General features: G+C 41.3%; 5 protein-coding genes. 1 reads left to right on the top strand and 4 read right to left on the bottom strand.

Annotated features, from left to right (window positions below; all coding sequences use genetic code 11):
• Positions 1-804: 804 nt before the first annotated feature.
• The 3 genes from B3F51_RS07690 to B3F51_RS07700 all read right to left on the bottom strand — a co-directional run bounded on the left by B3F51_RS07690 (position 805) and on the right by B3F51_RS07700 (position 2,079).
• Positions 805-1,203 (bottom strand): type II toxin-antitoxin system HicB family antitoxin, encoded by a 399-nt coding sequence (locus B3F51_RS07690; RefSeq protein WP_148637428.1) that lies wholly within the window; start codon positions 1,201-1,203, stop codon positions 805-807.
• A gap of 259 nt (positions 1,204-1,462) precedes the next feature.
• The gene (locus B3F51_RS07695; protein WP_148637427.1) at positions 1,463-1,861 is read right to left on the bottom strand and encodes a type II toxin-antitoxin system HicB family antitoxin; all 399 of its coding nucleotides are present in this window, start codon (positions 1,859-1,861) and stop codon (positions 1,463-1,465) included.
• A 44-nt stretch (positions 1,862-1,905) separates the two neighbouring features.
• Entirely contained in the window at positions 1,906-2,079 is a 174-nt protein-coding gene (locus tag B3F51_RS07700; protein ID WP_148637426.1) for a type II toxin-antitoxin system HicA family toxin, read from the bottom strand.
• Positions 2,080-2,401: 322 nt separating this feature from the next.
• On the opposite strand from B3F51_RS07700, the gene B3F51_RS07705 reads away from it, so the two are divergent.
• Positions 2,402-3,556, top strand: coding sequence for a GGDEF domain-containing protein (locus B3F51_RS07705; RefSeq protein WP_148637425.1), 1,155 nt, complete (start codon positions 2,402-2,404; stop codon positions 3,554-3,556).
• An 18-nt stretch (positions 3,557-3,574) separates the two neighbouring features.
• Here the strand turns inward: B3F51_RS07705 and B3F51_RS07710 are convergent, their stop codons facing one another.
• The gene (locus tag B3F51_RS07710) at positions 3,575-4,051 is read right to left on the bottom strand and encodes a DNA-deoxyinosine glycosylase (RefSeq protein WP_286946418.1); all 477 of its coding nucleotides are present in this window, start codon (positions 4,049-4,051) and stop codon (positions 3,575-3,577) included.
• Positions 4,052-4,103: the final 52 nt, after the last annotated feature.

Here is a 4,103-nt window from a genome sequence, read left to right on the forward strand (position 1 = left end):
CTTTTATGATAACACTCCAGATCCTGAGTTAGACAATGATAGCTTTCACAGATTTTTCGACGCTGTTCAACAGACCACTTGATGAGTGGTCTTTTTTTATGTCCCTAGGGGATGATTCTGGACAATAACAGGGGGTTTTGCTTGTATGATTACGGGTGGAGAATTGCCACCGCTAAAAGGGGCTTAAAAGGGCAAAAACAATAAAGCCATGATCTAAAATAATGTTTTCAAATTATTTTATCAAGCATGTCTGTAAATGGCTTTGTAGAGGGAATTAGAAACACACACCTTGGCGACTATTTGGCGACTATTTTTATTTTTTGTATATTTTTTGATTGTTATTCATTTCTTTTTATTAAAAGATAAAACGTTAATATCGCATATTATAGCCATATAACGAGTTAATGAAAGTTCATTGATTTTCACTTACCTTACTGGCAGTCAGAAGGCCAGGGGTTCGAGTCCCCTCATCTCCACCAATAAGAATTGCATAAGAGAGCCGTTGAGGTTCTCTTTTTTTTATGTCCGGAGGCTGGAAGAGGTCAAAAAACCCCGACCCTGGGGACAATTTGGGGACACTTCTTAAAAAAACTAAAGCCCAATAACAAAAGTTACTGAGCTTTACGGGCTTTTGTGACTAGGATATGATCAAGGGCATCGCTGGCCTTTGCATCGGCTGAATTAATAACATGGGCATATATATTACCCGTTGTGGATAAATTAGAATGTCCCAGCCGTGAGGATACCGTTTTGAGATCCACACCGCTGGCCCGGGCTTTAATCAGTTATCGATATAGAATTTTGTTATGCAATGTGAAGCTTTTCCATGAGTGCGTCCTGGAGAACCTGGGAGAAGTTGACATTCTTTTCAAGAGCAGCATCGTTCAACCAGGAAGGAATCGTAAGTGTCTTCTTAACCGCTCTGGATTCAGTTCTTTTTTTATAGGCAATCATATCAAATTCAATCACTACTAAAAATTGTCCCTCTTCCAGCTTAATATCTTGTGGGTTAGAAGCCTGTGGAATCGCTTCTTTCTTATCCTCCATATAGGACAAAACAAGGCCCAACGCCTCAATGGCCATTTCATACGATTGATCCATGGTATCTCCGCAGGTATTGCAGCCAGGAAGGTCTGGAAAGAATATGGAAAAATCGCCATCCTCTTCAGGAATAAAAACCGCTGGATAAAACAATTTCTTCATGGATATTCCCTCCTTTATGGGTTCAGGCTATTTCAGGCCGACATCTTTTAATATTTGCTGTTCAGTGCACTTTTAAGGTCTTTTGAGTGATAAGATACGGTGGTTCTTTTCCCATTAAATGCTCTCTGTGCCTAAGCCAAGAGGAAGAAGTCCTTCAAAAGCAGAATTACGGATTGCTTGTGTTGAGATACACGGGCCTAAACCCTCTGCTAATTTGTCTGCACTAATTACTCCTCTGTTATCTTCTGTATTCGTTGGCTTATCTGTTGTTAGAAACGTGCAGCTTTTCCATAAGGGCATCTTGCAAAACCCTGGAGAAGTTGACGTTGTTCTTTTCGGCTTCAACATTCAACCAATATGGAATCGTACAATTTTTTCTGACTGCCCGATCATCCAGCTTTTTCCGGTATGCTGTGAAATCCACATCAACCAGCGTAATGATATCATCATCAAATTCTTTTTCTGCCTTTACCGTTCCGGGTTTTGGTAACGGTTTTCCGTCATCCTCAAATGTAATACCCATCAGTTCAATGGCATCTCTGGCCATGACCATGGCATCGGCAACATCTTCACCTTGTGTGTTGATCTCAAAATCAGGAATTGTAACAAAATATCCATCATCTGATTTTGAGATAACAACGGGATATGCACTTCTCATTGTTCTACCTCCTTGATAATCGGTTGAGGGACTGACAAGGGCTTTTATTTCAGCCCCCGCCGTTTAATGATCAACTTTGCCAGCCGTTCATTGATATCCGGATGTCTCGGCACTGTTTCATCATTTGTGCCATTGGTATAGATGTCGTGATCCACACCATGCCGTTTTAAATACCATCCGTTCTTTTCGAGAAGCTTAATTAAAATTCGTCGTTTCATCTGTCCCTCCTCTAAGCACATTATGCGCATTATATGCGTATTTGTCAAGAGATTTAATTGACACTGCTTAATTATTTTCATTATTACATTCGTTTTATTAAAAATGCGAGGTGCTAAGAATCCCACAAATAGGACATTTGCGAATTAATTTCATTATAGGGCTTATTAATTTGATTATGCCATCTATCCCCGTGTCACCATATCATTAGAATTTTGCCATTTTAAACTTAAAATAATCTCTCCTCACAGAGATTTCTTTTCTCTTCATCGATGATATCTGTTAAAATAAGCTTAAAAATTGTCATTGAAATAAAGGAGCCCTATGAAAACACTGCATTCGGTAATTCAGACACTCAATCCTTATGCTGCTTATGAAAAAACACAATCCACACGATTAAGGAAAACCTTGATGTGCGATAATGTCAAGCGCTTAAAAATTATTGGGATCATCGGTTCATCTGTCAATTTATTATTGTTAGTGCTCTATTATTTAGACCGTGGTTTTAGCGGGTTAACAACCATCGAGGCGACTTTGCGAATCTGCTGGATTCTGGCCAGTATTATTTATATCATCGGCGTTGGAAGCCCCCATTCTCCTGAGGCCATAAAGAAAAGACAGTTCATCTTTTTTTATGGCGCCACCGGACTCTGTCTGCTCTTTGCCAGTTTAATCACCGCCGTTTTATCAGTCGAACAAGGCTCCACCTTTCTCTATCTGATTAATATTTTACTGATTGGCAGCTTTTTATACCTCTCCTTGCCGGAAATGATTTGTATCATCGCACCCAGTTTCCTGGTTCTGGTACTATCCATTTTGTTTACCCCTGGTTCTATCCTGTTGGTTCAGGGAAACTTTGTCAATGTGATTGCCAGCACCGCTTTTGCCGTTGTCATTGCCCAGACAATCCTAACTTCAAAACTGACACAGCTCGCCAGTACTCAGACCATCCTGGATCAGAAAAAAGAACTGGAATATCTCATCGACCTGGATGGTCTGACCCGAATTCCCAACCGCCGGAAGCTGGAAAGTTACTATTCAGATCATCCCCACACCTCGTTTGCCCTGCTGATGGTCGATATTGATTATTTTAAAAACTATAATGACACCTATGGCCATCTACAGGGAGATCAATGCCTGATACAGGTCGCCCAGTGTCTGTCGCACTATCCATTCGAGGGGCTGACCACCCGTTATGGCGGTGAAGAATTTGTTACCATCATTATACTGGCTGATCTTGAGTGCATAACACCGCTGGTCGAAGCGATCCGCCAATCAATTCAAGACCTGCAAATCAGGCATGAAGCCTCTCCCTTTGGGGTTGTTACTGTAAGCATCGGTTATGTTGTCACTGAAACCCGTCGGGAAAACCACAGCAATGAAACCACTGTTCTAGAAGATTTTATCTTGAAGGCTGATCAAGCTCTATATCAGGCTAAAGAAAACGGTCGTAACCAGATCAAACTGTATCAAGAATAAATTACCACCAAACCAACACTACAAGTTTATCCGTTCACCCCAACACGCTACCAGTTTTTCCAGGGAATAACTGGCATTGGCAGGGCTGGTAGAAGGCAACTTGATGATCTTTTCGCCGGTTTCCCGATAACAATACCGGTTATACAATTCATAAGCCTTGCCGCCGTTGGCATAAATCGTTTTGATGGCGGACTGGTCCAATAATGCCCGGATATCATTTGGCACCACATTTCTGATTGAGCTGTCGCTTGAGCCATCAATATCACAGGAATAGATTACATCCCATAGTGCAATCTGATTTTCCAGTAACATCCTTTTTTGTTCTTCAATCGTGCCCGGGATCGGCCAGCCAACCAGGGCACTGATAACCTTCCAGAACCGGTTTTGAGGGTGCTGGTAATAAAAACCGTGTTCCCGTGATTTTGCTGACGGGAAGGTTCCCAGGATCAAACTTTTTGAGTTCTTATTATAAACTGGTTCAAAGGTATAGATCATTTTTTCTATCCTCCAGCAATTTTTTTAAGATAGGCGTTTGCAAAACGCCACA

Source organism: Acetobacterium sp. UBA5834, from assembly GCF_002435675.1.
GTDB classification, from domain to species: domain Bacteria; phylum Bacillota; class Clostridia; order Eubacteriales; family Eubacteriaceae; genus Acetobacterium; species Acetobacterium wieringae.

Coding starts and splice junctions, on each gene's coding strand:
- B3F51_RS07690 (WP_148637428.1), bottom strand. CDS start 1,203: ATGAAGAAATTGTTTTATCCAGCGGTTTTTATTCCTGAAGAGGATGGC.
- B3F51_RS07695 (WP_148637427.1), bottom strand. CDS start 1,861: ATGAGAAGTGCATATCCCGTTGTTATCTCAAAATCAGATGATGGATAT.
- B3F51_RS07700 (WP_148637426.1), bottom strand. CDS start 2,079: ATGAAACGACGAATTTTAATTAAGCTTCTCGAAAAGAACGGATGGTAT.
- B3F51_RS07705 (WP_148637425.1), top strand. CDS start 2,402: ATGAAAACACTGCATTCGGTAATTCAGACACTCAATCCTTATGCTGCT.
- B3F51_RS07710 (WP_286946418.1), bottom strand. CDS start 4,051: ATGATCTATACCTTTGAACCAGTTTATAATAAGAACTCAAAAAGTTTG.